The organism is Streptacidiphilus monticola, from assembly GCF_042658505.1.
Lineage (GTDB): Bacteria > Actinomycetota > Actinomycetes > Streptomycetales > Streptomycetaceae > Streptacidiphilus > Streptacidiphilus monticola.
Genome location: NZ_JBHSQJ010000023.1, coordinates 67,850 through 93,619, shown reverse-complemented (window position 1 = coordinate 93,619; position 25,770 = coordinate 67,850). Strand labels below are relative to the sequence as shown.

The 25,770-nt window shown below is 73.3% G+C and carries 26 protein-coding genes and 1 tRNA gene; 10 read left to right on the top strand and 17 right to left on the bottom strand.

The features are described 5' to 3' along the window. Window positions 1-11: 11 nt before the first annotated feature. The 3 genes from ACFP3V_RS07850 to ACFP3V_RS07840 all read right to left on the bottom strand — a co-directional run bounded on the left by ACFP3V_RS07850 (window position 12) and on the right by ACFP3V_RS07840 (window position 3,286). Window positions 12-1,373, bottom strand: coding sequence for an ABC transporter substrate-binding protein (locus ACFP3V_RS07850; RefSeq protein ID WP_380581225.1), 1,362 nt, complete (start codon window positions 1,371-1,373; stop codon window positions 12-14). Window positions 1,374-1,463: 90 nt separating this feature from the next. Further along, window positions 1,464-2,423, bottom strand: a complete 960-nt coding sequence (locus ACFP3V_RS07845) for a carbohydrate ABC transporter permease (RefSeq protein ID WP_380581223.1) — start codon at window positions 2,421-2,423, stop codon at window positions 1,464-1,466. Then, window positions 2,420-3,286 carry a carbohydrate ABC transporter permease gene (locus ACFP3V_RS07840; protein WP_380581221.1) on the bottom strand — a complete coding sequence of 289 codons (867 nt, stop codon included), beginning with the start codon at window positions 3,284-3,286 and terminating at the stop codon, window positions 2,420-2,422. The genes ACFP3V_RS07845 and ACFP3V_RS07840 overlap by 4 nt, the downstream gene beginning before the upstream one ends. A gap of 261 nt (window positions 3,287-3,547) precedes the next feature. Here ACFP3V_RS07840 and ACFP3V_RS07835 point away from each other — a divergent pair, with 261 nt between their 5' ends. Next, window positions 3,548-4,597 (top strand): LacI family DNA-binding transcriptional regulator, encoded by a 1,050-nt coding sequence (locus tag ACFP3V_RS07835; protein ID WP_380581219.1) that lies wholly within the window; start codon window positions 3,548-3,550, stop codon window positions 4,595-4,597. A 98-nt stretch (window positions 4,598-4,695) separates the two neighbouring features. On the opposite strand, the gene ACFP3V_RS07830 is transcribed toward ACFP3V_RS07835, so the two are convergent. Then, complete coding sequence (locus ACFP3V_RS07830; protein WP_380581217.1) at window positions 4,696-5,493, bottom strand: AraC family transcriptional regulator; 798 nt, start codon at window positions 5,491-5,493, stop codon at window positions 4,696-4,698. A 54-nt stretch (window positions 5,494-5,547) separates the two neighbouring features. Between ACFP3V_RS07830 and ACFP3V_RS07825 the strand changes: the two genes are divergently transcribed. Then, complete coding sequence (locus ACFP3V_RS07825) at window positions 5,548-6,756, top strand: MFS transporter (RefSeq protein ID WP_380581215.1); 1,209 nt, start codon at window positions 5,548-5,550, stop codon at window positions 6,754-6,756. A 63-nt stretch (window positions 6,757-6,819) separates the two neighbouring features. Here the strand turns inward: ACFP3V_RS07825 and ACFP3V_RS07820 are convergent. Further along, window positions 6,820-6,902: transfer RNA gene (locus ACFP3V_RS07820), tRNA-Leu, on the bottom strand. A gap of 376 nt (window positions 6,903-7,278) precedes the next feature. Here ACFP3V_RS07820 and ACFP3V_RS07815 point away from each other — a divergent pair. Beyond that, the gene (locus ACFP3V_RS07815) at window positions 7,279-7,716 is read left to right on the top strand and encodes an ATP-binding protein (RefSeq protein ID WP_380581213.1); all 438 of its coding nucleotides are present in this window, start codon (window positions 7,279-7,281) and stop codon (window positions 7,714-7,716) included. 37 nt (window positions 7,717-7,753) lie between these two features. On the opposite strand, the gene ACFP3V_RS07810 is transcribed toward ACFP3V_RS07815, so the two are convergent. From ACFP3V_RS07810 to ACFP3V_RS07795, 4 genes are all read right to left on the bottom strand, one after another. Beyond that, complete coding sequence (locus tag ACFP3V_RS07810) at window positions 7,754-8,860, bottom strand: MBL fold metallo-hydrolase (RefSeq protein ID WP_380581211.1); 1,107 nt, start codon at window positions 8,858-8,860, stop codon at window positions 7,754-7,756. A 127-nt stretch (window positions 8,861-8,987) separates the two neighbouring features. After that, the gene (locus tag ACFP3V_RS07805) at window positions 8,988-9,548 is read right to left on the bottom strand and encodes a winged helix-turn-helix domain-containing protein (protein WP_380581209.1); all 561 of its coding nucleotides are present in this window, start codon (window positions 9,546-9,548) and stop codon (window positions 8,988-8,990) included. Between the two features lie 102 nt (window positions 9,549-9,650). After that, window positions 9,651-9,791, bottom strand: coding sequence for a hypothetical protein (locus ACFP3V_RS07800; RefSeq protein ID WP_380581207.1), 141 nt, complete (start codon window positions 9,789-9,791; stop codon window positions 9,651-9,653). Window positions 9,792-9,881: 90 nt separating this feature from the next. Continuing rightward, the gene (locus tag ACFP3V_RS07795; protein WP_380581205.1) at window positions 9,882-10,157 is read right to left on the bottom strand and encodes an isoamylase early set domain-containing protein; all 276 of its coding nucleotides are present in this window, start codon (window positions 10,155-10,157) and stop codon (window positions 9,882-9,884) included. A 129-nt stretch (window positions 10,158-10,286) separates the two neighbouring features. Between ACFP3V_RS07795 and ACFP3V_RS07790 the strand changes: the two genes are divergently transcribed. Beyond that, the gene (locus ACFP3V_RS07790; protein ID WP_380581203.1) at window positions 10,287-11,096 is read left to right on the top strand and encodes an exodeoxyribonuclease III; all 810 of its coding nucleotides are present in this window, start codon (window positions 10,287-10,289) and stop codon (window positions 11,094-11,096) included. A gap of 246 nt (window positions 11,097-11,342) precedes the next feature. Here ACFP3V_RS07790 and ACFP3V_RS07785 read toward each other — a convergent pair whose 3' ends face one another. From ACFP3V_RS07785 to ACFP3V_RS07770, 4 genes are all read right to left on the bottom strand, one after another. After that, window positions 11,343-12,446, bottom strand: a complete 1,104-nt coding sequence (locus tag ACFP3V_RS07785; protein ID WP_380581201.1) for a Gfo/Idh/MocA family protein — start codon at window positions 12,444-12,446, stop codon at window positions 11,343-11,345. After that, on the bottom strand, window positions 12,443-13,195 hold the full coding sequence (locus ACFP3V_RS07780) for a sugar phosphate isomerase/epimerase family protein (protein WP_380581199.1): 753 nt from the start codon (window positions 13,193-13,195) through the stop codon (window positions 12,443-12,445). The genes ACFP3V_RS07785 and ACFP3V_RS07780 overlap by 4 nt, the downstream gene beginning before the upstream one ends. 119 nt (window positions 13,196-13,314) lie before the next feature. After that, window positions 13,315-14,235, bottom strand: a complete 921-nt coding sequence (locus ACFP3V_RS07775; RefSeq protein WP_380581197.1) for a sugar phosphate isomerase/epimerase family protein — start codon at window positions 14,233-14,235, stop codon at window positions 13,315-13,317. Next, window positions 14,235-15,332, bottom strand: coding sequence for a Gfo/Idh/MocA family protein (locus ACFP3V_RS07770; protein WP_380581195.1), 1,098 nt, complete (start codon window positions 15,330-15,332; stop codon window positions 14,235-14,237). The genes ACFP3V_RS07775 and ACFP3V_RS07770 overlap by 1 nt, the downstream gene beginning before the upstream one ends. Window positions 15,333-15,493: 161 nt before the next feature. On the opposite strand from ACFP3V_RS07770, the gene ACFP3V_RS07765 reads away from it, so the two are divergent. Then, a complete protein-coding gene (locus tag ACFP3V_RS07765; RefSeq protein WP_380581193.1) occupies window positions 15,494-16,696 on the top strand; it encodes an ROK family protein in 1,203 nt (400 codons plus the stop codon). 77 nt (window positions 16,697-16,773) lie between these two features. Continuing rightward, window positions 16,774-18,192 (top strand): LCP family protein, encoded by a 1,419-nt coding sequence (locus ACFP3V_RS07760; RefSeq protein WP_380581191.1) that lies wholly within the window; start codon window positions 16,774-16,776, stop codon window positions 18,190-18,192. Between the two features lie 7 nt (window positions 18,193-18,199). Here ACFP3V_RS07760 and ligD read toward each other — a convergent pair whose 3' ends face one another. Continuing rightward, on the bottom strand, window positions 18,200-19,111 hold the full coding sequence (gene ligD, locus ACFP3V_RS07755) for a non-homologous end-joining DNA ligase (protein WP_380581189.1): 912 nt from the start codon (window positions 19,109-19,111) through the stop codon (window positions 18,200-18,202). Then, window positions 19,108-19,728, bottom strand: coding sequence for a DNA polymerase ligase N-terminal domain-containing protein (locus ACFP3V_RS07750; protein WP_380581187.1), 621 nt, complete (start codon window positions 19,726-19,728; stop codon window positions 19,108-19,110). Before ACFP3V_RS07750 ends, ligD begins: the two co-directional genes overlap by 4 nt. Window positions 19,729-19,918: 190 nt before the next feature. Between ACFP3V_RS07750 and ACFP3V_RS07745 the strand changes: the two genes are divergently transcribed. Beyond that, window positions 19,919-20,608 carry a dienelactone hydrolase family protein gene (locus ACFP3V_RS07745; protein ID WP_380581185.1) on the top strand — a complete coding sequence of 230 codons (690 nt, stop codon included), beginning with the start codon at window positions 19,919-19,921 and terminating at the stop codon, window positions 20,606-20,608. Window positions 20,609-20,713: 105 nt separating this feature from the next. On the opposite strand, the gene ACFP3V_RS07740 is transcribed toward ACFP3V_RS07745, so the two are convergent. Beyond that, a complete protein-coding gene (locus ACFP3V_RS07740) occupies window positions 20,714-21,028 on the bottom strand; it encodes a hypothetical protein (RefSeq protein ID WP_380581183.1) in 315 nt (104 codons plus the stop codon). 378 nt (window positions 21,029-21,406) lie between these two features. After that, window positions 21,407-23,467, bottom strand: a complete 2,061-nt coding sequence (locus tag ACFP3V_RS07735; RefSeq protein WP_380581181.1) for a phosphocholine-specific phospholipase C — start codon at window positions 23,465-23,467, stop codon at window positions 21,407-21,409. Between the two features lie 157 nt (window positions 23,468-23,624). On the opposite strand from ACFP3V_RS07735, the gene ACFP3V_RS07730 reads away from it, so the two are divergent. The 3 genes from ACFP3V_RS07730 to ACFP3V_RS07720 are packed head-to-tail and all read left to right on the top strand — an operon-like array spanning window position 23,625 to window position 25,679. Continuing rightward, window positions 23,625-24,077: a MarR family winged helix-turn-helix transcriptional regulator gene (locus tag ACFP3V_RS07730; RefSeq protein WP_380581179.1), complete on the top strand. Its 453-nt coding sequence runs from the start codon at window positions 23,625-23,627 to the stop codon at window positions 24,075-24,077. Next, window positions 24,074-24,895 carry an ABC transporter ATP-binding protein gene (locus ACFP3V_RS07725; protein ID WP_380581177.1) on the top strand — a complete coding sequence of 274 codons (822 nt, stop codon included), beginning with the start codon at window positions 24,074-24,076 and terminating at the stop codon, window positions 24,893-24,895. Before ACFP3V_RS07730 ends, ACFP3V_RS07725 begins: the two co-directional genes overlap by 4 nt. Beyond that, on the top strand, window positions 24,855-25,679 hold the full coding sequence (locus ACFP3V_RS07720; RefSeq protein WP_380581175.1) for an ABC transporter permease: 825 nt from the start codon (window positions 24,855-24,857) through the stop codon (window positions 25,677-25,679). The genes ACFP3V_RS07725 and ACFP3V_RS07720 overlap by 41 nt, the downstream gene beginning before the upstream one ends. Window positions 25,680-25,770: the final 91 nt, after the last annotated feature.

Genomic DNA, 25,770 nt, shown 5'->3' with positions numbered 1-25,770 from the left:
CGCTACGCTGCTCAGCCGTTGGAGACGCTGAAGCCCTGCTGGGTGCCGTAGCTGCCGATGGTGGACTGCCAGGTGCCGAGCGCGGCGCCGAGGTCGGTGCCCTCGCTGATCGCCTTGCCGACGCTGTCCTTGAAGACGGAGTTGGCGTAGACCTGGTAGGGCAGGTACTGCCAGCCGGGGGCCACGGCCTTGGAGTTGGCGGCGAAGACCTGGTTGGCCTGCTGTCCGCCGAAGAAGTCGAACTTCTTGCCCAGGAAGTCCTGGCTGTTCAGCAGCGCGGTGGTGGCCGGGAAGAGCCCGTTGGCGCTGAGCGAGGCGGTGGCCACCGGGTCGGAGTTGAGCCAGGCGGCGAAGGCGGCCGCGGCGGCCTTGTTGGGGCTGGTGGAGATGACCGCGTCGGAGGAACCGCCGTTCTCCGAGCTGACGTTGGCGCCCGCGGTCCACTGCGGCACCGGGGCGGCGGCCCACTTGCCGGAGGTCTGGGCGATGGTGGACTCCAGCGAGCCCGGGGCCCAGGCGCCGGCGATCCACACCGCGTACTTGCCGCTGCCCATGCCCTTCCACCAGTCGGTGGTCCAGCCGGGAGTGGGGTCGACCAGCTTCTTGGCCAGCAGCGAGGACCACAGCTGGGCGAACTTGGCGGTGCCCGCGTCCTTGAGGTTGAGCTTGACCGAGGTGCCGCTGCCCTGGAACGGCCGGCCGCCGGCCTGCCAGATCAGGCTGTCGACGCCGCCGGCGTCGCCCGGGTCGATGGAGGCGATGTAGTGGGTCGGGTCGGCGGCGTGGATCTTCTCGGCGGCCTTGGCGAACTCGTCCCAGGTGGTGGGGACGGCGATGCCGAGCTGCTTGAAGATGTCGGTGCGGTAGAACATGGTCAGCGGACCGGTGTCCTGCGGGTAGCCGTAGATTCCGTTGTCGATGGCGACCTGGGCCCAGGCGGAGTCCGTGTAGGAGGACTTGAGCGAACCGGCGCCGTAGTCGGAGAGGTTGACGACCTGCTTGGAGAGGGCGAACTGCGGCAGCGCGAAGTACTCGATCTGGGCGACGTCCGGGGCGCCGCTGCCGGCCTTGATCGCGGTCTGCAGCTTGGTGTACTCGTCCGCGGACTGGCCCGCGTTGACCACCTTGACCTTGATCTTCGGGTACTTCTGCTCGAACAGGTCCACCGTCTTCTGGATGTTCGGCACCCACGTCCAGAAGGTCAGCGTGGTGGGGGTGTTGAGTGCGTCCGCGGCGCTGACCGGCTTGCCACCGGATCCGCCGGAGCTTCCGGACGAGGAGCTGCAGGCGGCGGTGAGCGAGAGGGCGAGCGCCGCCGAGGCGGCCAGGAGGATGCGAGCGGTTCTGGTGGAGCGGCTGCGCACGGTTCGCATGGAGGGTGTGCTCCTCGGGTCGTCGTTGACGGAGACGGTCAGGACTGGTGGTGCGTCGGGACTGGTGGTGCGTCAGGGGGCGGTGCGGGGCTACTGCTTGACCGAACCGGCCGCGAGGCCGGACTGCCAGTAGCGCTGCAGCAGCAGGAAGGCGGCGACGAGCGGCACGACGGCGAGCACGCTGCCGGTGATGATCAGGGGGTAGAGGTCGACGATGCCCGCGCCGCCGCTCTGCGGGCCGGTGGTCTGCGCGTTCCACTGGCTCAGGCCGACCGTCAGCGGGAACCACTTGGGATCGCTGAGCACGATCAGCGGCAGGAAGTAGTTGTTCCAGGTGGCCACGAGCGTGAACAGCAGCACGGTGACGAAGCCCGGCGCGAGCAGCCGCAGCGAGACCGTCCAGAAGGTGCGCAGCTCGCCGGAGCCGTCGATGCGCGCCGCCTCCAGGAGCGAGTCGGGGATCGCCTCCATGGCGTAGACCCGCATCAGGTACAGGCCGAAGGGGCTGGCCAGCGCCGGGATCAGCACCGCCCAGGGCGAGTTGACGATGCCGACCTTGCTGAACAGCAGGTAGGTGGGCACCGCGAGGGCGGTCGTCGGGATGGTGATGGCGCCCAGGATGATGCCGAAGATCAGGCGCTTGCCGCGGAACTCGTACTTCGCCAGCCCGTAGCCGCCGAGCGCGGCGAGCGCCGCCGCTCCCCCGGCGCCGACGACCGCGTAGAGCACGGTGTTGCCCAGCCAGCGCAGGTAGACGCCGTGGTCGTAGGTGACGGTCAGCCGGATGTTGTCGAAGAGGTGGAAGCCGTGGCCGAACCAGAGGCCGAAGCTGTCGAAGAGCGACTGGCCGTCCTTGGTGCTGCTCAGCAGCAGCCACACCAGCGGCATCAGCGTGTAGAGCAGCATCACGCCCATGATCGCGGTGAGCAGCGGGCTCTTGCCGCGCCGGCGGCCGGAGTTGCGGACGCCCGGACGGCTGCGGCGGCTGCGGCGGCGCACCGGGTCGGCCTCGGCGCGGTCCCGGTCGGGTGCGGTGGCGGTGGCGCTCACAGGGCGCGCTCCTGACGGTTGGCCCACAGCTGGACGGAGTAGGCGACGACGGCGGTCACGCCGCCGAGGACCACGGCGACGGCGGCGGAGTAGTTGAACTGCTGGCCGTTGAAGGCGAGGTTGAAGGCGTACATGTTGGGCGTGTAGTTGGTGGAGATGACGCCGGGCGCGAGCGACTGCAGCACGTTGGGCTCGTTGAACAGCTGGAAGCTGCCGATGACCGAGAAGATGCCGGTGAGCAGCAGCGCCTGACGGATCGCCGGCACCTTGATGGACAGCGCCTTGCGGATCTCCCCGGCCCCGTCGACCTCGGCGGCCTCGTACAGCTCGTGCGGCACGGTCCGCAGCGCGGCGTACAGGATCAGCATGTTGTACCCGGTGTACTCCCAGGTGGTGACGTTGCCGATGGAGGCGAGCATCCAGGAGCGGGAGAGCAGGTCCGGCACCGGCAGGTGCAGGTCGGTGCCGAGCTGGTGGAACAGCCCGAAGTGCGGGCCGTAGAGGTAGCCCCACATCAGCGCGGCGACCACGGCGGGAACGGCGTAGGGGATGAAGATGCCGATCCGGAACAGGCCGGCCCAGCGCAGCCGGCCGCTGTCGAGCGCGAGGGCGGCGAGCAGGGCCAGGCCCAGCATGATCGGCACCTGCACGGCGAGGAAGAGCGCGACCCGGCCCAGCCCCACGTGCAGCAGCGTGTCGGTCAGCGCCTGCCGGTAGTTGTCCAGCCCCACGAACACGTTGCCGCCGACCAGGCCCTGCCGGAACAGGCTGAGGTAGGCCGCGTATCCCAGCGGCGCCACCACGGCTGCGGCGAAGACGACCAGGAACGGGAGCAGGAAGAGGAAACCGTAGCGTCGTGTCACGGAACGTCCAAGGTTCGAGGGGCTGGGCTGCTGAGCCGGCGGGCCAGCCGCGCTGTGTTTGCGCAAACACGGCCTGACTGGCGTTGAGTGTGATCCCGGACGTCGCGGCGCGTCAAGACACGCGGGCGTAACACTTTCGCTCGACCCAAGAGACCCTACTTAAGCGGACATTGACGGACATTCAGCGAAGGCCCAAGCTCTTGCCAAGCGACTGGGGCACGGGCCTAGGATGTTGGCGCAAACATCGTGAAGGATGGTTTCGTGACCGAGAGTTCGCCTGTGCCCACCAAGACGCGCAAGCCGCCCTCGCAGGCGGACGTCGCCGCCCTGGCGGGGGTCTCCAGCCAGACGGTCTCCCGGGTCGCCAACAACCGCAGCAATGTGGACGAGGCCACCCGGCAGCGCGTGCTCTCGGCGATGCAGCTGCTGGGGTACCAGCCCAACAGCGCCGCCAGGGCCCTGGCCACCGGCCGGTTCGGCATGATCGGCGTGATCAGCTTCAGCCTCAGCGCGCACGGCAACAGCCGTACGCTGCAGGCGATATCGGAGGTCGCACGGATCTCGGGCTACTCGGTGAACCTGGTCGGCCCGGAGGTCGCCACCGGCGGTGCGATGGAACAGGCGGTCACCAAGCTGACCAACCAGGGCGTGGACGGGATCATCCTGATCGAGGCCCAGATCCTGGACCATCCGAACCGCAACCTGCCGCACGGGGTCCCCCTGGTCATCGCCGACGGCGACCCGGACCAGCGCCACCCCTCCGTCGACAACAACCAGGCCGCGGGCGCCGAGGCCGCCACCGCGCACCTGCTGGGCCTGGGCCACCGCACGGTCCACCACCTGGCCGGCCCGCAGGACTCCCACTCCGCGCGACGCCGCGCCGCGGCCTGGTTCGACACCCTCAAGCGGGCGGGCGCGCCGGTGCCTCCGGTGCTGTACGGCGACTGGAGCGCCGAGTCCGGCTACCGGCTCGGCCGCCGCCTCGCCGCCGACCCCGAGGTGACCGCGGTCTTCGTGGCCAACGACCACATGGCCCTCGGCCTGGTCAAGGCCCTGCACGAGGCCGGGCGGCGGGTCCCGCACGACGTCAGCGTGGTGGGCTTCGACGATGTGGCCGAGTCCGCGTTCTTCCTGCCGCCGCTGACGACGGTCCATCAGGATTTCGAGCAGGTCGGGCGGTTGTGCGTGTCCCTGCTGCTGGAGCAGATCGCGGACACCGGGCACCGCGAGCGCCGCGTCCAGGCGGTGGTGACGCCGGAGCTGGTCGTCCGCGAGAGCACGGCCCCGCCTCCGGTGCCCCAGAGCCGGTGACGGCCGGGGCGAGCGGATGACGCCCGGAGGTGACGCCCGGGCCGGGCGACCGGCCGCATTGCTGCGCGCCCCCGGCTCCGCCGGGACCTGTCCCGGCGTCAGTTGGCCTGGGTCGGCGGCAGGTACTGGCTCGGGGTGGTGCCGAAGGTGCGGCGGAAGGCCTCGGTGAAGGCGCTGGGGGTGGCGTAACCGCAGGCGGCCGCCGTGGCGGTGACGGAGCGTCCGGCGTCGAGCATGCTGAGGGCGTGGTGCAGCCGGAGCCGGGCGCGCCAGCGCGGAAAGCTCATTCCGGTCTCGGCCTGGAACAGCCTGCTCAGCGTGCGTTCGCCGGCGCCCACCGCCGCGCCGAGCTCGCGCAGCGAGCGCGGGTCCCCCGGATCGGCGTGGAGGAGCGCGGCCACCGCGCGCAGCCGGTCGTCCACCGGCGTCGGCAACAGCACCGGCAGCCGCTCCGCGCGGGCGAGTTGGTAGGCCGCCGCGAGTTGCAGCGCCGCCCGCTCCTCGCTCGGGTAGCCGTCGCCTTCCTCGGCGAGCGCGGCGACCAGTTCCCGCAGCAGCGGGCTGACCGCGCACACCACCGGCTGCTCGGTCCCCAGGGGGTCGGTCTCCGGCGGGAACGCCAGCGAGCGCATCCGGGCCGCGGTCCGCGCCGGGTGCGCATGCGGAGTGAACGCCGGTACCCAGACCGCGCGTTGGGGCGGGACCACCCAGCTGCCGACCGCGGTCTCCACCTGCAGCACGCCCTGCGCGGGGTGGATCAGCTGGTGCACCTCGTGCTGGTGCCAGTCGATGCGCTGGTCCGGTTCCAGCCGTTGCCGCGTCGGTCCGGGCAGCGGCAGGCAGGGAGCCCCACGGGGCTGGTGGTGGCCTGCGTGGTCGTGGCGGGTTGTCGACATCGTCCGGCAGGCTATCGACAGCCCGCCGCGACCCTGCGTCGCCACGCTGGGGCCATGACCTCGACCGCGACACCGCGCACCGGAGCCGCCTCCACCGACACGCCTGCCCCGTCGCCTTGGCGACGGATGCGGCTGTGGGGCCTGGCCCATGCCGTCGACGACCTCTACCAGGGCCTGGTGCCTGCCGCCCTCCCCTATTTCGTGCTGGAGCGCCACTACGGCTATCTCGCCACCACCGGCCTGACCTTGGCGGCCACGCTGGGCAGCGCGCTGCCGCAGCCGCTGGTCGGACTTGCCGTGGACCGGTTCCGGCTCCCGTGGCTCGCCGGGGCGGGCGTCGGGATGGCCGGCCTCGGACTCGGACTGTCCGGCCTGGTCGGCTCCTATGCGGGCGTCTGGCTGCTCATCCTGCTCTCCGGCCTCGGCGTCGCCTGCTTCCATCCGGCCGCCGGCAAGGCCGCCCGCGCGGACGCGGGCGACAGTGCCGCCGCGATGAGCGTCTTCGCCGCCGGCGGCAGCGTCGGGTTCTTCCTCGCCCCGGTGCTGGCCACCCCCGCCCTGATGGCCTGGGGTGTCGGCGCGACCGCGCTGTTCCTGCCCCCGGCCGCGCTCCTCTGCTTCGTGCTGCTGCGCCGCTCGCGCCGGGCCGCGGCGAGTGGACATGTCGTCACGTCGCTTGCCGGCGACGACCGTTGGCTGCCCTTCACGGCCCTGACCGCGCTGGAGGTGGTGCGCTCGGTCGCCTTCTTCGGGCTCAACACCTTCATCGAGCTCTACTGGCTGCGTGAGCTCCACGCCGGACGCGCGGCCGCGGGCGCGGCGCTGACCTGCTTCCTGGCCGGAGGCGTGCTCGGCACCCTGGCCGGCGGCCGGATCGCGGACCGCTGGGGCATGGTCCGCACGGTCCAGCTCGGCGCGGCCCTGGTCCTTCCCCTGCTCGCCGGTCTGCTGTTCGCGCCCGGGGCGTGGCTGCCGCTGCCGCTCGCGCTGCTGACCGGGGCGGCGCTGAACCTGCCGTTCGCGGTGCTGGTCAAGCTCGGCCAGGACTACCTGCCCTGCCGCCCCGGCACCGCCGCGGGCGTCACCCTCGGCCTCGCGGTCAGCGTCGGCGGCCTGCTGGCCCCCGTGCTCGGCCTGGTCGCGGAGGCCCACGGCCCGCGCGGCGCGCTGCTCGCGCTGTGCGCGGTGCCGCCGGTCGCGCTGCTGCTCGGCCTGCTGCTCCCGGAGCCGGAGCCCGGACGCCGGCCGACTGACGGGCGCTGACGGGGCGTCGCCCGGACACGGTGAAGGCCCCCGGTACGGACCGGGGGCCTTCGTCATTCTCTGTGCGCGAGGGGGGACTTGAACCCCCACGCCCCGTAGGGCACTAGCACCTCAAGCTAGCGCGTCTGCCATTCCGCCACCCGCGCCGGTGGTGTCCGCGGTGACCCGCGGTGACGAGGTAAACAATACACGGAAAACAGAGTGCTCCCGACCACCCCTCTCACGGTCGAAAACGGTCGGAGCCAATCATCGGACGGACATCCGCGGACGCCATTCGGTCACTTTCCGCGCTCGGGCCGTGTCGAAGGCGAACCAACGCTGTCATGGGCGGAGAGCACCGGGCGCGGATGACCCGGGCGGTCCTGAGATGGCGGCTGATCACCTATGCACGTCCGCAGAGAGGTCCCAGTGTCCGAGCCGGGCAGCCCGGCACCGGGCGGCCCGGCACCGGGTGGGCCGGAGCCCGGAGGCGGCCCGGAGCCCGGCGGTGACCCCGAACCCGGAGGGGGCTCCCCACCCGGCGTGGTCGAAGGGGTGTGGCGCTTCGCCGCGCCCGCGCTGGAGGCGTCGGTCCCCCAGGCCCGGCACGCCGTGCGCGACCTGCTGCTCGCCCAGGGCTTCAGCGGCCCCGCCTACGCCGACCTCGTCGACAGCCTGCTGCTCATCGTCTCCGAGCTGGTCACCAACGCCGTCCGGCACGCCGCGCTGCTCTCGCCGCAGGTGGTGGTCGAGGTGGTGATCGGGGCGAACTGGGTGCGGCTGTCCGTGGAGGACGACCACCCCTACCGCCCCAAGGCCCTCGCCGCCGACTTCGGCCGCACCGGGGGGCGGGGGCTGATGCTCGTGAAGACGATCACCCTGGAGGCGGGCGGCAGCTGCGACGTCGAGCGGACTCCCGGCGGCGGCAAGGTGATCTGGGCCTCCCTGCCGCTGCCGGCCGCGCGCACCCCGATCGACTGACCTCACCGCCCCGGCGTGCCCGCCTGCTGACGGGGGCTCAGATGATGCGCCGCCACCAGTGGTCCAGCTTGGGCGGAGTGGCCACGACCACCCGCTCGCCGGGGCGCGGCACCGCCACCGGCACGGCCTGCGCGTCCGCCTCCTCGCACAGCCGCTCCACCGGCTCCGACCAGTCGTGCGTGGCCAGCACGAACGTGGCCCAGTGCACCGGGACCAGCAGCCCGCCGCGGACGTCGAGGTGGGTGCGCACCCCCTCCTCGGGCGTCATGTGGATGTCCGCCCAGTGCTCGCTGTAGGCGCCGATCTGCACCAGCGTCAGGTCGAAGGGGCCGTACTGCTCGCCGGTGCGCGCGAAGCCGTCGAAGTACCCGGTGTCGCCGCTGTAGAAGACGCGCTGGGTCGGGCCCGCGATCACCCAGGACGCCCAGAGCGTCCCGTCCCGCCGGAACCCGCGGCCGGAGAAGTGGTGCGCCGAGGTGGCGGTCAGCGTCAGCGAGCCGACCTCTGCCTTCTCGTCCCAGTCCAGCTCCACGATCCGGGTCTCCGGGACGCCCCAGCGCTCCAGGTGCGCGCCGACGCCGAGCGGGACGACGAAGAGCAGCGACGGCTGCAGCCGCGCCAGTTCCCGGGTGGTGTGCATGTCCAGGTGGTCGTAGTGGTCGTGGGAGATCAACACCGCGTCCACCGGGGGCAGTTCGGCGAGTTCGACCGGGACCGAGTGCAGCCGCCGGGGCCCGGCGGCCTGTGAGGGGGAACACCGCTCCGCCCAGACCGGGTCGATCAGCACCCGCTGGCCCTCGATCTCCAGCAGTGCGGTGGAGTGGCCCAGCCAGGTGACCGCCAGCTCCTCGGACGCCGTCTCGGCCAGCTCGCGCACCAGCGGGATCGGCAGCCGGGGCTTGCGGTGCTCGCGCCCGCTGACCAGCTCGCGCAGCACGCTGCCGCGGCCCTCCTCGGGCTCGGGCCGGGGCGGCTGCGGGGGATTGCGGAACTTGCCCTCCCGGTACTGCGGCGAGGCCTCGACACGGGCGCCCCGGCTGCCCTTGCGCGGATCGCCCCCCATGGCCGCCGGCACCTCGCGCGCGGCCCAGCCCAGCGCCGCCGCCCCGGCCACCCCGGCCGCGATCTTCCCCGCTCTGCCCATGCCCGCCGCCTTTCGCTCCGCTTGTGTCGCCACAGCCACAACGGTCGAAACGGACGGCCTGTTCCCGGATGCCGGACGGGGTCCGTTCCGCCCCCCGGACGGCACGGACCCCGCGTCCGGCGATGCCTCAGCGGGCCACCGGCGGGACGAACTTGTAGCCGACCCGGCGGACCGTCACGATGCTGCCGCGGAAGTCCGCCCCGAGCTTGCGGCGCAGCCGCGCCACGTGGACGTCGACGGTACGGCCGTCGCCGACGTGGCCGTAGCCCCAGACGGCGCCGACCAGGTGGTCCCGGGTGTGCACCCGGTGCGGGTGCTCGACCAGATGGGCCAGCAGCTCGAACTCCAGGTAGGTCAGGTCGAGCTGACGGCCGTTCACCCGGGCGGTGCGCCGGTCCGGGTCCAGCTCGATGGCCCGGTGCGGCGCCGACGTCGCGGGCGGGGTGGGCGCGGCGACGGGGGCGGCGGACGACGCCTCCGCGGGGAGCGGGGGCGCGGGCACCAGCTGCGGCGTCGTCCCGGCCGGGACGAGCACCAGGTAGCCGACCAGGGCCTGCTCCGGGGCGGACCCCTGGAGCTGGGCGACGACCTGCTCGGGCAGGCGGTACACCCCGCCCGGAGCCGCCGCGGCGGTCGCGGGGGCGGTACGGCGGGCGGTGGGCAGAACGGAGACAGTGGCAGTGGACATGGCACAACTCGATTCGCGCGAAGGGAGGTTGGAGGTCTTCTTCTGCGCGCGGCGAGGGCCTGCGGGTGTCCGGGCCGACCCGGCCCGGAAAAGGGCCGCGGGTCAGGCGGAGCAGACCTGCGCGCTCGTCGAGCGGCAACAGGTCTGGTCGAAGTGGCACTGCTGCCGGGACGGCCAGAACGGCTCGAGGTCGGCCTGCGCCGCCCCGCCGCCCCGGCGAGTGCCGTCCGTCAACGTGTCCATGGCTCCATTCAAGCAGAACAGGGCGGCCCGGCTCCACCCTGACAACGCGTCAAGGGTCCGTGGGCCGCCGAGCGCCTTCCTGACGGACGGTCAGACGAGGATCAGGCTGCCCTGCGGGTCGATCCGGTCGGCCGACTCGTCGTCGAACCAGACGCCGCCGGTGGCCAGGTAGCGGAAGCGGTGCTCCCCGGGCGGGAAGGTGATGCTGACGGTCCGGGTGCCGTTGCGCCGCCGCACCAGTTCGGCCGCGCCGGGCTGCCATCCGTTGAAGTCGCCGACGACGCTGACCGTGCCCTCCGGCGCGTGCGCGGGCAGCTTGAAGGTCACCCTGGTCCTGCCTCCGAACAACCGGGTCCTGCTCAGCACGGTTCCGTTCCTCCCCTGATCCGTCCCCTGTTCCGGCGGGTGATCCGCCCGCTGTTCCGCGGGCTCGTCGCCCGGAAGGAACCAGCATGGCCGACGGGGCTGTCCGACCGGAAGGGCACAATGTCCGCCATGAGCTTCACCATCACCACCGCGAACGTCAACGGCCTGCGCGCCGCCTCCGGCAAGGGCTACGTCGAGTGGCTGACCGCCACCTCCGCCGACGTCATCTGTCTCCAGGAGGTGCGCGCCGAGCCGCTGCAACTCGCCGAGCACGTGCGCGAGCCCGAGGGCTGGCACACGCTGTGGGCCCCCTCGACGGCGGCCAAGGGCAGGGCGGGTGTGGCGGTGCTCACCCGGCAGGAGCCGCTGGCCCGCCGGGTCGGCTTCGGCTCGGCGGAGTTCGACACGACGGGCCGCTACGCGGAGGTCGACCTGCCCGGGCTGACCGTGGCGAGCCTCTACCTGCCCTCCGGGGAGGTGGACACCCCGCGGCAGGAGGAGAAGGAGCGGTTCATGGCCGAGTTCCTGGAGTACCTCAAGTCGCTGCGCAAGCGCGCCGAGGAGGCCGGCCGCGAGGTGGTGGTCTGCGGCGACTGGAACATCGCGCACCGGGAGGTCGACCTCAAGAACTGGCGCACCAACCAGAAGAACGCCGGCTTCCTCCCCGAGGAACGCGCCTGGCTCGGCCGCGTCCTCGACGAGGCCGGCTACGTCGACGTCGTCCGCCGCCTCCACCCGGAGGGCCCGGGCCCCTACTCGTGGTGGTCCTACCGTGGCCGCGCCTTCGACAACGACGCCGGCTGGCGGATCGACTACATCATGACCACCCCCGGCCTCGCGGCCAAGTCCCTTGCGGCCCACGTCGAAAGGGCTCCCTCCCACCCCGAACGCTGGTCCGACCACGCCCCCGTGACCGCGGTCTTCGACGACCTCGGCTGACGCCGCGTCGACGGTGGCCGGCGGTGCCGCGCCCTGGAACCGCCTGGCAGTGAGTCCCGCCGGAACGCCGGCCGCAGGCGTCCCCCACACGGTCGGGAGCGCCGACGCCGCCCGGGCGGCGTGCACGCGGGCCCACGCCGGCGGTGCCCCGCAAGGCCGCGCCGCCCCCGGCCCGGGGGCCCGGGGTCCGGGGCACCGGGGCACCGGGGCACCGATCCCGTCAGCCGGGAGGGGCGCCACGTCGTGTCAGAGGGTGGCCTCCGAGGGGTCCCAGCTCGCCGGAAGGGCATCCGTCGCGGGGACGACGCTCGTCACCTTCTGGAAGCTGCCCTCCGCGGCGGAGGCCACGATCGTGGCCATGATGTCGAGCACGTGGAGGCCCAACTCGCCCGAGGCGCGGTGGGGTTGGCCGGCCCGCAGCGAGCGGGCCAGGTCGACGACGCCGATGCCGCGGCCCGCCTCGGTGCCGGACAGGGGCAGTTCGCGCCATTCGCGGTCCTTCGGCCCGCGGATCCGCAGCGGGCCGCCGAAGGTGTTGGGGTCGGGCAGGGCCAGGGTCGCCTCGGTGCCGCCCAGTTCGAGAAGCTGCTTCCCCGCCGGGGAGTCGAAGCTGAACGCCGTGCTCGCACCGCAGCCCGCGGCGAACTCCAGCAGCGCGGTCACGTGCGTGGGCACCTCGACCGGGAACTCGGTGCCGGCCAGCGGGCCGGAGCCGACCACGCGGCGCTGCCGCGCCATGCGCGCGGTGGCGGCCACGGAGGACACCGGCCCGAGCAGGGAGACGAGCGCGGTGAGGTAGTAGGGGCCCATGTCGAACAGCGGGCCCGCGCCGGGAAGGTAGAAGAACGCCGGGTCCGGGTGCCAGCCCTCGGGGCCCATGCTCTCCAACGCGACCGTCGCCGCCACGGGTTCGCCGATCAGTCCGGCCTCGACCGCGCGCCGCGCCGACTGGATGCCGGCGCCGAGGAAGGTGTCCGGCGCGTTGCCGACGCGCAGCCCCCGCGCCGCCGCCTCGGCGAGCACCGCACGCCCGCTCTCCGGGTCGAGCGCCAGCGGCTTCTCGCCGTACACGTGCTTGCCCGCGCGCAGCGCGGCCAGCGCGACCTGCGCATGGGCGGCGGGGACCGTCAGGTTGACGACGATCTCGACCTCGGGGATCTCCAGCGCCGCCGCGGGCGAGCACGCGGTCCCGATGCCGTACTCCGCCGCGGCCTGCGCCGCCCGGCGGTCGTCGAGGTCGGCCACCGCGAGCACCTCGACGTCCGGAAAGGCCGTCAGATTGCGCAGGTACTGGCCGCTGATGTTGCCCGCGCCGACGACCGCGAGCCCGACCGGGCCGGTGCGGCTCATGCGGCCTCCCCCTCGGCGAGCGCGTCGAGGTAGGCCACGCTGGCGCCGAGCGCGGCCATCAAATCGGTCGCACAGGAGTCGAACTCGACCACCCGCCAGGCCTGTTGGGCCGCTGCCAGCACCTCGGGCACCGGCATCACACCAGAGCCGACCGCGACGTTGGGCTCGCCCTTGACCGCGGGACCGTCCTTGACGTGGAGGGACCGCACCCGGTCGCCCAGACCGCGCAGCACCGCCGGCACGTCCGCACCGCCGACCGCCGCCCAGTAGGTGTCCACCTCCAGGAACACCTCGGGCGCGAGCAGGTCGGCCAGCACCTCGAGGGCGTGCCGGCCCTCCAGCACGGGCTCGAACTCCCACCAGTGGTTGTGGTAGCCGAGCCGCAGGCCGTGCGCGGCCGCCCGCTCGGCCAGCGCGTTGAGCCGGTCGGCGGTGCGGGCCAGGCCGTCGTGGCTGGTGAAGTCCTCGGCGGGGATGCCCGCGGGCACGATCGCGAGGTCGGTGCCGAGCGTGGCGATGGCCTCGAACACCGGCCCGGGGTCCGGGTCCAGCAGGCCCATGGCGTGCGCGCCGGAGACGCGCAGGCCGAGGTCGTCGGCGACCTTGCGGAAGCCCTGCGGGTCCTCGGTCGGCTGGAACGGCTCGACCGCGCCGAAGCCCAGGTCGGCGAGGCGCCGCAGCACCCCGTCGCGGTCCTCGGCGATCAGGTCGCGCACGGTGTAGAGCTGGACGCTCAGTGGACGGGACATCGTCTCTCCCCTCGTGGTGGTCGTGGGTTCGGCTGCTCGTCGATCGGGTGCTCGTGGGTTCGGCTGCTCGTCGATCGGGTGCTTGCGGGTTCTGCTGCCCGTCGATCCACGTGCCCGGCTCAGCCGGTGATCAGTGGCCGCAGCGTGCGGTGGGCGATCTCGAGGCCCTGCTTGACCCGGGCCTCGGACCCGGACCAGACCGGGTCCTCGTGCTCGACCGAGAGCACGCCGGCGAACCCGCCCTCGTACAGGGCGTCGACCACGCCGGTCCAGTCGACCTGGCCGCGGCCGGGCACGCGGTAGCGCCACCAGCCCTCGTCCCAGGGGTGTTCGCGGCTGACGGTCTTTCCGAAGAACCCGAAGCGGTTGCGGGCGGCCGGGTCGAGCTGCGCGTCCTTGGCCTGGGCGTGCAGGACGCGGTCGACGTACGGGCGGAGGGCGGTCACCGGGTCGATCCCGAGCCAGAGCAGGTGCGACGGGTCGTAGTTGAGGTAGAGGCCGAGGGAGAACATCCACTCCCACAGCTCGGGCGAGTAGGCGATGTTGCCGGGGTACCCGTCCGGGTGCCAGCCCTCCATCACGCAGTTCTCGATGATGATCTTTACGTCGCGTTCCCCGGCGTACTCCACCAACGGCGGCAGCACCCGCTCGGCGAGGGCCACGTTCTCCCTGACGGAGAGGCCGGGGTGCCGCCCGATGAAGGTGCCCACCGTCTCGACGCCGAGCAGCGCGGCGGCGTCGATCGCGTGGCGCAGGTGCGCGGCGATCTCGGCCCGGCGGTCCTCGTCGGGGTGCAGGTTGTTCTCGTAGTAGGCCAGGGAGGACAGCGACAGGCCGTGCTTGTCGAAGAGTCGGGTCACCTCCTCGGCGTCGGCGGCGCCGAGCCGGGCGACGTCGAGGTGGCTGGCCTCGAAGTCGCGGCCGCCCGTCGAGGGCCAGACCGCGACCTCCAGCGCCTCGTAGCCGGCGGTCGCGGCCCAGGCGGCGATGTCCGGCAGGGACAGCTCGGGCAGGCAGGCGGTCAGGAAGCCGAGTTTCATCAGCGCACCTCGATCCAGGAGCGGGAGTGGGCGGAGCGCAGCACGGCGTCGGTGATCCGGGCGGTGCGGGCGGCGTCCGCGAAGGTCGGGTGGAGCGGGCGGTCCGGCGCGCCGTCCGTCGGGTGCCGGCGCACCGCCTCGTAGACGTCGGCGACGAACGCGGCGAAGCAGTCCCGGTAGCCGAGGGGGTGACCGGCCGGCACCGGGCTCAGCCGGGCGGCCTCCGCGGAGAGCGTGCCGGGGTCGCGCACGACGGTCTCGGTGCGGGTGCGGCCGCCGAGCAGCAGGCTCTCCGGGTTCTCCTGGTCGAAGACGACGCTGTGCTCGGCGCCGTCGATCTCGAACCAGAGCCGGTTCTTGCGACCCGGTGACACCTGTGAGACCACCAGGCTTCCGGTGGCGCCGCGGTCGGTGCGCAGCAGCACGTGCACCACGTCCTCCGTGCTCACCGAGCCGCTGGCGGGACGCTCGGGCACAGCCGTCTGCACCACCGCCGTGAGTGCGGCGATCCGGTGCCCGGAGACCCATTCGACCAGGTCGCACCAGTGCGAGCCGATGTCGGCGAAGGCCCGGGAGGCGCCGCCGACCGCCGCGTCCACGCGCCAGTTGTCGTCGGCCCGGCCGGAGAGCCAGTCCTGCAGGTAGTGGCCGTGCAGCAGCCGGACGTCGCCGATCGCGCCGCCGCGCACCCGGTGCCGGGCCTCGGCCGCCATGGCGTGGTAGCGGTAGACGAACGGGACCGCGTTGACGAGACCCGACTCCCTTGCCAGGTCCGCGAGTTCGAGTGCGTCGGACAGCTCGGTGGACAGCGGCTTCTCGCAGACCACGTGCTTGCCGGCGGCGAGCGCCCGGCGCACCAGCGGCCCGTGCAGGGCGTTGGGCGTGCACACGTGGACGACATCGACGTCGGGCGCGGCGGCCAACTCGTCGGCGTGGTCGAAGGATCGCTCCGCTCCGAGCCGGACCGCCGCCGCCTTGGCGCGCTCCGGGGTGGACGCGGCGACGCCCACCACCCGCGCCCCGGCGCGGCGGGCGGCGTCCGCGTGCACGGCGCCGATCATGCCGGTGCCCGCGATCGCGATGCGCAGCGGTTGCATGCGTCCTCCTTGAGTCCGGCCGACTTCGGCCGCAGACGACGGTAAGTGGGCCCATTTATGCCTGACAAGAGGCATCATTCGACCAACTTCCGTTATAAAGAGCGCTGGTGTCGGTGAGGCAGATGACGTATCAGCGTCGTCCGCGACAGGAGGAGGGGCGCGTGGTCGCGAAGGCGGGCAACTCGGCGGAGGAACGCAGGCTGGTCGCACTCAGCGAACTCGCCTGCCTGGTCGCGGACGGCGTGGCGGACACCCGCGGCTCCCTGAGCGCGACGACGGGGCTGTCCCGTTCCGCCGTGGCCCAGCGGGTGGACCTGCTGATCGAGCGCGGCGTCCTGGTCGAGTCGGCGCCGCAGACCACCGAGCGCGGCCGGCCGCCCTACACGCTCGACCTCGCCCCGGACCGGGTGCTCGTCATCGGCGTGGACCTGGGCGCCACCCACCGGCGGACCGCGCTGACCACGCTCGGCGGCCGGGTGCTGGCCGAGACCGAAGCCCCGATCGACGTCAACGAGGGGCCTGAGCGCGTGCTGGGCGAGGTCGCCACGCAGATCGAGTCGCTGTGCCACCAGGCCGGACGGCCGCTGGGCAGCGTCCGGGCGATCGGCATCGGGCTGCCCGGCCCGGTCGAGGCGGAGAGCGGCACCGTGGTGCGCCCGCCGATCATGCAGGGCTGGGACGGCTACCGGGTGCCGGCCTTCTTCCAAGGCGCTTACACGGCACCGGTGTTGGTCGACAACGAGGTGAACATGATGGCGTTCGGCGAGTACGTCCACCGGCGCGCCTCCGACCATCTGCTCTACGTGAAGCTGGGCACCGGCATCGGCTGCGGCATCGTCTCCGGAGGCGTGCTGCACCGGGGCGCCTCCGGCGCCGCGGGCGACATCGGCCACATCCGGCTGCCCGGCCACGACGGCGTGCTCTGCCACTGCGGCAACGCCGGCTGCGTGGAGGCCGTCGCCTCGGGCTCGGCGCTCGCCGCCGCGCTCCGCGCCGAGGGTCTGGAGGCGCGCGGCGCGCGCGACGTCGTCCGGCTGGTGTCCGAGGGTCATCCCGTCGCCCGCCGCCAGGTCCGGCTGGCCGGGCGGCGGATCGGCGAGGTGCTGGCCTCGCTGGTCTCCTTCCACAACCCGGACACCATCGTGGTCGGCGGCGTCCTGGCCCAGCTGCACGAGGACCTGCTCGCCGACATCCGCGGCGAGGTCTACCGCCGGGCCCTGCCCCTGGCCACCCGCAGCCTGCGGATCGAGACCTCCGTCCTCGGCGAGCGCGCGGGAGTCCTCGGCTCCGCCCGGCTGGCGACCCGCCATCTCCTCTCCCCGCGTGGAATCGGCGACCTGCTCGACGCAACATCCGCACGCTGAAACGGGAACCGTCCGCCGGTGCGTCAAGTCTGTAGTGCGCAGCACCAGTTGGCAGACGCATGGAGGAGGAACAACGCATGTCGGACGAACGGGGCGCAACCACGCCCGGACGCGCGGCCGCACGGAAGGCCGCACGCCGTCGGCAGCGCCGTCGGACCCGCCGCGTCGTGGTCTGGTCCGTCGCCGGCATCGTGCTGCTCTGCTTCGGCGCGGGCTACTACGAGTACCAGTCACTGAACAGCAAGCTGTCCGGCTCCTCGCTGCACGCCTCCGGTGACAGTGCCACCGGCGCGCCCCAGGAGATCGTGGACCGGTTCGGCCGCTCCCCCATCAACGTGCTGGTGATCGGCTCGGACAGCCGGCTGTCCCAGCAGGACTGCAAGCTCGGCGGCAGCACCTGCGGCGGGGCCGGCGGCCAGCGCGCGGACGTGGAGATGGTGCTGCACGTCTCCGCGGACCGCAGCAACGCCACCGTCATGAGCATCCCGCGCGACCTGGACGTACCGCTGCCCGCCTGCGCCGGGGGCGGCACCAACAAGATCAACTCTGCGCTCCAGACGAGCCCGGGCTGCCAGGTGGACGCGGTGGAGAAGGCCACCCGAATACCCATCGACCACTTCATCGAGGTGGACTTCGGCGGCGTGGTGGCCGTCTCCAACGCCATCGGCGGCGTCCCGGTCTGCGTCAGCTCGGACGTCTACGACCGCAATTCCGGCCTCAAGCTCACCGCCGGGCACCACATGCTCGCCGGCCAGCCCGCTCTGCAGTTCATGCGCACCCGCGACGCCTTCAACGACGGCTCGGACCTCCAGCGGACCGGCACCCAGCATCAGTTCCTCGCCTCGGCGATCAAGCAGCTGGAGTCCTCGGGGGCGGTGTCCGACCCCACCAAGATCCTCTCGCTGACCAGCGGCGTCGTCACCTCGCTCCGGGTGGATGACAAGATCAAGGACCTGTCGAAGCTGGCCAGCCTCGCCTGGGACATCCACAAGGTCCCGACGGACCGGATCACCTTCGTCACCATGCAGACCGGGTACGTGGGCAAGAACCTCGTGCCGGCGGCAGGGGCCACCGCCCTCTTCCACGCCATCGCCCAGGACCAGGCCGTGTCCGCGGCCGCCGCCCCCGCCGGAACAGGGTCCGCGTCCGCGTCCGCGTCCGTCGGCAGGGGCGCCTCCCGCGCCGCCGGCACCGGCAGCCCGGCGCCGCACAGCAGCCGCACGACCGCCGGCGCGGCAACCGGAGCCCTGGCAGGCGCGTCACACCAGACCGCGGCGGGAGCCAAGGACTGCGCGCAGGTCGGCGACGTCGAGAACATCCCCGTCGGCCTCGGGATGCGGAACAGCGCGGCCGGGCAGCGTGCCATGGCCACCCCCGAGCCGGGGACACCGCACCATCAGATGTACTGCGGAACCGGCCCCTCCGGATACAACTGCTACGCCACCCCACGGGCCGCCTACGCCCTCTTCCCGCAGGTGAAGAACTCCGCGCCGTGACGCGGCGTCAGGCCGCCTCCAGCTTCTCCAGCCTGTGGGCGGCCGGGTCCAGGGAGCGGCCGCGCGGCGGCCGCTGCCAGGGATTGCGGGCGAGCAGCTCGTCCGCGCAGGCCAGGGTCCACCGCTGCGGAGCCAGCTCCGGGTCCGCCGCCTCCTCCCAGGTCAGCGGGGCGGCGACGGGCGCGCCCGGAAGCGCCCGGACGCTGTAGGGAGCGACGGCGGTCTGGGCGTAGCCGTTGCGCTGCGTGTCCAGGTAGATCCGGCCGCCGCGGTCCTTCTTGCGTGCGGCGGTGGTGAGTCGGTCCGGGTGGCGGTCGGCCAGCACGTCCGCCACGCGTCGGGCGAAGGAGCGGACCTCGTCGAAGCCCGCCCGGCCGTTGAGCGGCACGATGACGTGCAGGCCGCGCGAACCGGTGGACATCACCTGGGTCACCAGGCCCAACTCGTCCTCCAACAGGGCGCGCAGCTGCAGCGCGGCCTCCTGGACCCAGCGGAAGTCGGAGCCTGACGGGTCGAGGTCGAAGACCATCAGGTCGGGGCAGTCGGGCCGGTCGGCCCGGGACAGGAACCGGTGCACGGTGGTGCAGGCCTGGTCGGCGAGGTAGACCAGGGCGGCCGCGCTCTCGCACAGCGGGTAGCTCACCGTGCCGTCCTGCTTGGGCAGTTGGGCCCTGGGGATCCAGTCCGGGAAGTAGTCGGGCACGTCCTTCTGCATGAAGGCGTGTCCGTCGATGCCGTCCGGATGCCGTTCCAGCATCAGCGGGCGGCCGCGCAGCCCCGGCAGCATCCGGCGGCTCGCCGCCAGGTAGTACGCGGCGAGGTCGGCCTTGGTGACGTGGTCGGCCGGGAACAGCGGCTTGTCCGGGCGGCCGACCTCCACGGTCCGTCCGCCCGCCCGGAACGGCTGGGCGGCCGTCATCGGCCGCCCTCCTCGGCCGCGCCGCCGGCCATCTGACGCAGCGTCCGGCCGCTGAGCGCGGAGCGGGCCCGCTGCGGCGAGGGCGTGCCGCCCCCGCGGGCGTGCCGGTCGGCCTCCTTGACCAGCAGCCAGGCCTCGCGCCGACCTTCCTGCCGGATCCGCGTGAGCGCCCAACCGCCGTGCAGCTTGTGCCCGTTGAGCCAGAAGGAGACGTGGCCCTGCTCCAGGGCCCGGCCGAAGGGGACCTCGCGTCCGTCGCGGTCGGTGGTGAGGTTGCGGTAGGTGCCCTCGTCCCAGACGATCACGCTGCCCGCCCCGTACTCCCCTTCGGGGATGCGGCCCTCGAACGACCGGTACTCCAGCGGGTGGTCCTCGGTCGGCGTGGCGAACCGCTTGTCGTGCGGGTCGGTCGACGGCCCCTTCGGCACGGCCCAGGACTTGAGCACGCCGTCGGCCTCCAGCCGGAAGTCGAAGTGCATGGTGCTGGCGTCGTGGATCTGCACCACGAAGACGGGGGTCGCGCCGCCGCTGGCGGCGGGGGTCGCGCCGCGGGGCTCGCGCGTCCGCTCGAAGTCGCGCCGCCGGTGGTACTCGGCCAGCGTGCCGGTGGCAGGCATCGTCCGGTCACCTCCTGGTTCGCCCGGTCCTCTCCGGACCTGGTTCCGGCCCTCTCCGCAGCGGCTACCCCCGTCCCGGCCGGGGACACCGCCGCTGCCGGCTCGGGCGGGTCCGCCGCCGCGCGCACGGCGTTTCGGAAAGCGGAGCCGGGGGCAGGCGCGGCAGGACCGGCTGAGGGAGGTGGCCGCCGTGTCCGCCACCGTCGTCCACGAGGTCGCCATCGGCGTCCCGGAGCAGGAGGTCCGGGGCGACCTGGTGCTGCCCGCCGGCCTGTCCTGCGTCGTCGTCTTCGCCCACGGGAGCGGCAGTTCGCGGTTCAGCCCGCGCAACCGGGCCGTGGCGTCCGCGCTGCAGGAGGCCGGGCTGGGGACGCTGCTGCTGGACCTGCTCACCGAGCGCGAGGAGCGGCTCGACGCGATGACCGGGGACTTCCGCTTCGACATCGGCCTGCTCGCGTCCCGGCTGGCCGCGGCGGTCGACTGGCTCGGCAACCGCCCGGCCACGGCCGGGCTTCCGGTCGGCCTGTTCGGCGCGAGCACCGGCGCGGCGGCGGCGGTGCGCGCGGCGGCCGAAGGCCCCGCCCGCGTGCGGGCCGTGGTCTCCCGTGGCGGCCGCCCCGACCTGGCCGGCCTGGAGGCGCTGGGCCGCGTCCGGGCCCCGGTGCTGCTGCTGGTCGGGGGTCACGACCTGGAGGTCCTGCGGCTCAACCGGGCGGCGGCGGAGGCGCTCACCGCCCCGCGCCGCGTGGTTGTCGTCCCCGGCGCGGGCCACCTCTTCGAGGAGCCGGGCGCCCTGGAACAGGTGGCGGGAGCCGCCTGCGACTGGTTCCTCGACCCGCCCGCCACGACGCCGCCCGCGAAGGACGCCGACCTCTGCTGACGCCCCGGCCACGGCCGCTCGCCCTGCTGCGGGCGCACGGACGCCCACGGTGCCGCTCCCGGACGGAGCGCCTCCCGCGCGCCCCTGACGGGGCGTCACGTCCGGTCAGGTGGTCTCGCGCGCGATGGCCAGCGCCAACGCCTGCAGGACGCCGTCGGCGTCCGCGTCGGGGTCGGTGCGGTCGTAGGCCTGCGCGAGCGCCTGGAAAGCCAGGACGAAGCCCGTGACCAGGGCGCTGAGCGGCCCCGAGAGCTGGTTGAGGACCGCCAGGCCGACCTCCTGCGGCTCGGCCTCCGCCGGGATGACGAAGTGGTCCGGGATCACCTCTTCCAGCAGCTCCGAGACGTACTCGGCCTCGACGCCCCCGCGCACGGCCGTGAGTGCGGCGATGGCCTTCAGCGTGATCTCGTCCTCGGTCATGGGTGGTCTCCGGTCTCCCCGACACAGCTCCTTCGCCTGCGGTTACCCCCCGTCCCCGGGCCTGACACCGCTCCCGTCCGGCAGGGCCGGGGTCCCGGCATCACATCCCGGCCGGGCCGGTCACCGCGCAGCCGGAGGAGGCGGGGTGGCGCAGCCGGGACCCGCATGGGTCGCCGGCTCGCTCCTTCGGCATGGAGGCCGGGGGCGGGCCGGAGGCCCGGGCACCACGTCCCGGGCCGCCCTGTCGCTGCGCAGCCGGAGAAGGCGGGGTGGCGCAGCCCGGACCCGGATGGGTCGCCAGCTCGCCCCTTCGGCAGGGTGGCCGGAGGCGGGCCGGAGGCGGGCCGGAGGCCCGGCCCGCCCGCAGGCGTCCGGCGATCAGCCCAGGCGCGGATCACTCACACTGGGGTGGCCGGTCTCCACGTGGCCCGCGAGGCGGTAGCGCCACGCCGGGTCAGCGTCCGCGGTCAGGGTGAGGTCGTACCAGCCGGGGCCGCCGCGGCGGAGGCGGAGGCGGGCGCCGGGGCGCAGGCGGTGGTGCTCCGCGACGGCGTGGGGGCGGTAGGCGTCCGCGACGCGCAGCTCCACCGTCGTGGCCCCGGCGTTGCGCAGCGTCACCAGCACGCGCCCGTCGGCCTGGTGACGGGCCGTCACCTCGACCTCGGTCCGGCCGAGCACTCCCGCCGTGTGCCGCAGGAAGCCGTTCGGGCCGTGCACGGTGACGTCGTAGGCGCTGCCGGGGATGGTCAGCGCCGCGTCCAGCGTGTCGCCCGCGCCCACCGTCCAGCTCCACGGGCCGCCCGTGAGCGCGCCCGACGTGGCGAGGAAGTGGGCGCCGGTGCCACGGCCGTGGTTGGCGAAGGCCACGCCGATCCGTCCGCCCACCCGGTCCACCCGCAGGTCGGCCGCCAGGTCGTAGGGCAGCGGACGGGCCGGACGGGTGCCCGGCTCCTGCCGGGGCAAGCGCGGGTCGGCGGGCGGGGTGGGGACGTAGTCGGGGTGCCGGTCGCGGTCCTTGGGCCGGTAGCCGCTGGTGTCGGGCAGCGGCGGGACCGAGCCGTCCGCGTGCGTGAAGTCGAACGCGGAGGTGAGGTCGCCGCAGACCGAGCGCCGCCAGGCGGAGATGTTGGGCTCGTGGACGCCGAACCGGGTCTCCAGGAAGCGGATCACCGACGTGTGGTCGAAGACCTCGGAGCAGACGTAGCCGCCCTTGCTCCACGGCGAGACGACCAGCATCGGCACCCGCTGGCCGAGGCCGTAGGGGGCCGGCGTACTCGACGCGGTCGCCCCGTACAGCTCGTTCGCCGTGTCCACCGTGGACCCGCCCTGCGCGTCGTTCAGCGGCGGGAACGGCGGCACCACGTGGTCGAAGAAGCCGTCGTTCTCGTCGTAGGTGATGAAGAGGGCGGTCCGCGCCCACACCTCGGGGTCGCTCGTCAGCGCGTCGAGGACCTGGGCGATGTACCAGGCGCCGTAGTTGACCGGCCAGTTGGGGTGCTCGGTGAAGGCCTCGGGGGCGACGATCCAGGACACCTGCGGCAGCGTCCCGGCCTTGACGTCGGCCCGCAGCCGGTCGAAGTACCCCTCCCCCGCCGCCGCGTTCGTGCCGGTACGGGCCTTGTCGTGGAGCGGGTCGCCGGGCTTGGCGTTCTGGTACTGGTGGAAGTAGAGCAGCGAGTTGTCGCCGTAGTTGCCGATGTAGGCGTCGTCCGTCCAGCCCCAGGAGCCGTTGGCGTCCAGGCCGGTGCCGATGTCCTGGTAGATCTTCCAGCTGATTCCGGCCTGCTCCAGCCGCTCCGGGTACGTCGTCCAGTCGTAGCCGGCCTCGGCGTTGGAGATGACGGGGCCGCCGCCCTTGCCGTCGTTGCCGGTCCAACCGGTCCACAGGTAGTAGCGGTTGGGGTCGGTGGGGCCGATCAGCGAGCAGTGGTAGGCGTCGCAGACGGTGAACGCGTCGGCCAGGGCGAAGTGGAAGGGGATGTCCTGGCGGGTCAGGTGGGCCATGGTGGTGGCCGACTTGTTGGGCACCCACTGGTCGTAGCGGCCGCCGTTGAACGCCTTGTGCCCGCTGTTCCAGTCGTGCGGCAGGTCCTCCAGGAACGCGGAGCCCAGGTCGGCGGCGTCCGGGTGGAACGGAAGCACGTCCTTGGCCCCGCTCTTCGCACCGTCCGACTGGTACCAGACCGGCTTGCCGTTGGGCTGGGCCACCGGGTGCGGGTCGCCGAAGCCGCGGACGCCGCGCAGCGTGCCGAAGTAGTGGTCGAAGGAGCGGTTCTCCTGCATGAGGATCACGACGTGCTCCACGTCGCGGATGCTGCGGGTGCGCCGGTTGGCGGGCAGCGCCGCAGCGCGGGCGATGCTCTGGCTCAGCAGCGTGGCCGCGGCGGTGCCGCCGGACAGCTGCAGGAACCGGCGGCGGTTGACGGACGACGGCGCCATGGGGGACGACCTCCTGTGGTGCGGGTGAGGGCGGCACCATCCCGCCAGGAGGCCGGGAACGCTTCGCTTCCGGAATGCTAAGGCCGCATGTCAGTTGTACGAACAAGTCGCCGGGACCTCTGGACAGATACCTCTCACTGAGAGGCAAAATGGAGGCATGGCAGGGACCCGCGTGCCCGACGAGCTGGCCGAACTCCTGGTCGGCATCCAGCGCTTGCTGCGGCGCCGGCTGCGCCGCGGGTTGGACCGGCCGCGGCTGCGCGGCGCACAGGTCGAACTGCTGCGGCTGGTCGCCGCCCGGCCCGGGCTGCGGGTCTCGGAGGCGGCGGAGGAGCTGTTCCTCGCGGGCAACTCCGTCTCCACGCTGGTCAACCAGCTCAGCCGGGACGGCCTGCTGCGCCGCGAGCCGGACCCGACCGACGGCCGCGCCGCCCTGCTGTACGCGAGCCCCGAGGCCCTGTCCCGGATGCGCGACTGGGACCGGCGCCGCCGCCGCCTGGTCCGCGAGCAGCTCGCCGCGCTCGGCGCCGAGGACCGCGAGGCGATCGCCGCCGCCCTGCCCGCACTGCGCCACCTCGCCGCCAACCTGCGTCAGGAGGACGAGAGTTGAACGAGACACCCGCGGTCCGCTGCACCGGCCTGGTGTACCGCTTCGGCGACCGGACCGCCGTGGACCACCTGGACCTGGAGGTCCGCCCCGGCGAGGTCTTCGGTCTGCTCGGCCCGAACGGCGCCGGCAAGACCACCGCCATCCGCGCGATCACCACGCTGTTGCCGGTCCCCGCGGGCATGGCCGCCGTCTTCGGCCGCGACTGCGCGGGCGACCGGATGGCGGTCCGCCGCCTGCTCGGCTACGTGCCCCAACAGCTGTCCGCCGACGGCGCGTTGACGGGCCGCGAGAACGTCGCACTGTTCGCCCGGGTCTTCGACGTGCCGCGCCGCGATCGGGCCCGCCGCGTCGCCGAGGCGCTGGCGGACGTGGACCTGACCGACGCCGCGGACCGGCTGGCCGCCACCTACTCCGGCGGCATGGTGCGCCGCCTGGAACTGGCCCAGGCCCTGGTCAGCCGCCCGCGCCTGCTGATCCTGGACGAGCCCACCATCGGCCTCGACCCGATCGCCCGCACCAACGTCTGGGAACGGATCGCCGCGGTCCGCGCCGCCACCGGCATGACCGTGCTGGTGACCACCCACTACATGGACGAGGCGGACCAGTACTGCGACCGCGTCGCCCTGATGCACCGGGGCCGCGTCCGCGCCCTGGGCACCCCCGACGAACTCAAGGACGCACTCGGCGGCGCGGACGTCACCCTCGAGGACGTCTTCCGCCACCACGCGGGCGGCTCGCTCGCCGGAGCCGCCGACACCGAGGGAGGGACCTACCGCGATGTCCGCCGTACCCGCAACACCGCCGGCCGCGTCGGCTGACCCGACGTCAGGCCGCCCCGCCTGGGCGCTGGTCCCCTCCCGGACCGTGGCGCTGTGCGTCGTCGAACTGCAGAAGCTGCGTCACGACCGCAGCGAGATCTACACCCGGGCCATCCAGCCGGCGCTGTGGCTGCTCATCTTCGGCGAGACGTTCAGCCGCATCCGCGCCATCCCCACCGGCGGCATCCCGTACCTGGACTACCTGGCGCCGGGCATCATCGCGCAGTCCGCGATGTTCATCTCGATCTTCTACGGCATCCAGATCATCTGGGAGCGGGACTCCGGGGTGCTCACCAAGCTGCTGGTCACGCCGACCCCCAGGGCCGCGCTGGTCACCGCCAAGGCGTTCGCCGCCGGCGTCAAGGCCGTGGTCCAGGCGGCGGTGGTGGTCCTGCTGGCCGCGCTGCTCGGCGTGGCGCTGACCTGGAACCCGCTGCGGCTGCTGGGCGTTGCGGCCGTGGTCGTCCTCGGCTCGGCGTTCTTCTCCTGCCTGTCCATCACCATCGCCGGGATCGTGCGGGCCCGGGACCGGCTGATGGGCATCGGGCAGGCGATCACCATGCCGCTGTTCTTCGGCTCCAACGCGCTCTACCCGGTCGCGGTCATGCCCGGCTGGCTGCAGGCGGTCAGCAGGGGCAACCCGCTCAGCTACGAGGTCGAGGCGCTGCGCGGGCTGCTGCTGGGCATCCCCGCGCGGCTGCCCCTGGACTTCGGCGTCCTGGCCCTGGCCGCCGTGCTGGCCATCGCCGCCGCCTCGTCGGTGATGGGCCGCCTGGCCCGGTGAGCCCGGAGCCCGCGCTATGGACCCGGGCCCCGGCCCCGAGCCCCGGACCGGGTCCCAGACCCCAGCCGCGGACCCGAGCCGCGGACCGGAA

What these genes read in the sequence shown, in the direction of transcription:
- ACFP3V_RS07850 (WP_380581225.1), bottom strand. Translation starts at nt 1,373, where the DNA reads ATGCGAACCGTGCGCAGCCGCTCCACCAGAACCGCTCGCATCCTCCTG.
- ACFP3V_RS07830 (WP_380581217.1), bottom strand. Translation starts at nt 5,493, where the DNA reads ATGTCGACAACCCGCCACGACCACGCAGGCCACCACCAGCCCCGTGGG.
- ACFP3V_RS07825 (WP_380581215.1), top strand. Translation starts at nt 5,548, where the DNA reads ATGACCTCGACCGCGACACCGCGCACCGGAGCCGCCTCCACCGACACG.
- ACFP3V_RS07810 (WP_380581211.1), bottom strand. Translation starts at nt 8,860, where the DNA reads ATGGGCAGAGCGGGGAAGATCGCGGCCGGGGTGGCCGGGGCGGCGGCG.
- ACFP3V_RS07805 (WP_380581209.1), bottom strand. Translation starts at nt 9,548, where the DNA reads ATGTCCACTGCCACTGTCTCCGTTCTGCCCACCGCCCGCCGTACCGCC.
- ACFP3V_RS07800 (WP_380581207.1), bottom strand. Translation starts at nt 9,791, where the DNA reads ATGGACACGTTGACGGACGGCACTCGCCGGGGCGGCGGGGCGGCGCAG.
- ACFP3V_RS07790 (WP_380581203.1), top strand. Translation starts at nt 10,287, where the DNA reads ATGAGCTTCACCATCACCACCGCGAACGTCAACGGCCTGCGCGCCGCC.
- ACFP3V_RS07785 (WP_380581201.1), bottom strand. Translation starts at nt 12,446, where the DNA reads ATGAGCCGCACCGGCCCGGTCGGGCTCGCGGTCGTCGGCGCGGGCAAC.
- ACFP3V_RS07780 (WP_380581199.1), bottom strand. Translation starts at nt 13,195, where the DNA reads ATGTCCCGTCCACTGAGCGTCCAGCTCTACACCGTGCGCGACCTGATC.
- ACFP3V_RS07775 (WP_380581197.1), bottom strand. Translation starts at nt 14,235, where the DNA reads ATGAAACTCGGCTTCCTGACCGCCTGCCTGCCCGAGCTGTCCCTGCCG.
- ACFP3V_RS07770 (WP_380581195.1), bottom strand. Translation starts at nt 15,332, where the DNA reads ATGCAACCGCTGCGCATCGCGATCGCGGGCACCGGCATGATCGGCGCC.
- ACFP3V_RS07760 (WP_380581191.1), top strand. Translation starts at nt 16,774, where the DNA reads ATGTCGGACGAACGGGGCGCAACCACGCCCGGACGCGCGGCCGCACGG.
- ligD (WP_380581189.1), bottom strand. Translation starts at nt 19,111, where the DNA reads ATGACGGCCGCCCAGCCGTTCCGGGCGGGCGGACGGACCGTGGAGGTC.
- ACFP3V_RS07750 (WP_380581187.1), bottom strand. Translation starts at nt 19,728, where the DNA reads ATGCCTGCCACCGGCACGCTGGCCGAGTACCACCGGCGGCGCGACTTC.
- ACFP3V_RS07740 (WP_380581183.1), bottom strand. Translation starts at nt 21,028, where the DNA reads ATGACCGAGGACGAGATCACGCTGAAGGCCATCGCCGCACTCACGGCC.
- ACFP3V_RS07735 (WP_380581181.1), bottom strand. Translation starts at nt 23,467, where the DNA reads ATGGCGCCGTCGTCCGTCAACCGCCGCCGGTTCCTGCAGCTGTCCGGC.
- ACFP3V_RS07730 (WP_380581179.1), top strand. Translation starts at nt 23,625, where the DNA reads ATGGCAGGGACCCGCGTGCCCGACGAGCTGGCCGAACTCCTGGTCGGC.
- ACFP3V_RS07720 (WP_380581175.1), top strand. Translation starts at nt 24,855, where the DNA reads ATGTCCGCCGTACCCGCAACACCGCCGGCCGCGTCGGCTGACCCGACG.